1 tRNA gene and 1 rRNA gene are annotated in these 611 nt (G+C 45.0%); both read right to left on the minus strand.

The annotated features are described in order from the left end of the window. Positions 1-383 precede the first annotated feature (383 nt). Positions 384-459: transfer RNA gene (locus tag ABD014_RS22145), tRNA-Ala, on the minus strand. Positions 460-560: 101 nt separating this feature from the next. After that, positions 561-611 (minus strand): 16S ribosomal RNA (locus ABD014_RS22150); the annotation flags it as partial.

Here is a 611-nt window from a genome sequence, read left to right on the forward strand (position 1 = left end):
GTTCGCCACGTCCTTCTTCGGCTCCTAGTGCCTAGGCATCCTCCGTGTGCTCTTAGTAGCTTAACCTTATGCTCCGATTTTGCGCTGCTCGCTCTGTTGTCCGCCCCTTTCCTGATTGGATTGAACCAAACAAAGTGGAAAGTGACTCCCAAAGGATCGATCATCACAAAATCTACGCATTGCCACTTTAATAATAAAATTTGTTTTGACACAAATTTTCAGCTTAAAGGAATGTTTCTAAAATGCAAATTTCGTTTCGTATATCCAGTTTTCAAGGATCAAGTTTGTTCGCCGTTTTACCGGCGGAATATTATCTTATCAGTTCCTCGCTCACGCTTCAAGCGGTAAGTTATGGAACAGATATGATGTTTAGATGGTATATATGGTGGAGACAAGCGGGATCGAACCGCTGACCTCCTGCTTGCAAGGCAGGCGCTCTCCCAGCTGAGCTATGCCCCCATATAAATTCCATCAAAACTGAACAAATGGATTTCGCATCAAGTTGTGCTTCTCAAGGAAGCTATTTGAATGTCCTCGCCTCCGAGAACGATTCTCCATAGAAAGGAGGTGATCCAGCCGCACCTTCCGATACGGCTACCTTGTTACGACTT

Origin of the sequence: Paenibacillus motobuensis (assembly GCF_039521865.1) — a bacterium.
Classification (GTDB): domain Bacteria; phylum Bacillota; class Bacilli; order Paenibacillales; family Paenibacillaceae; genus Fontibacillus; species Fontibacillus motobuensis.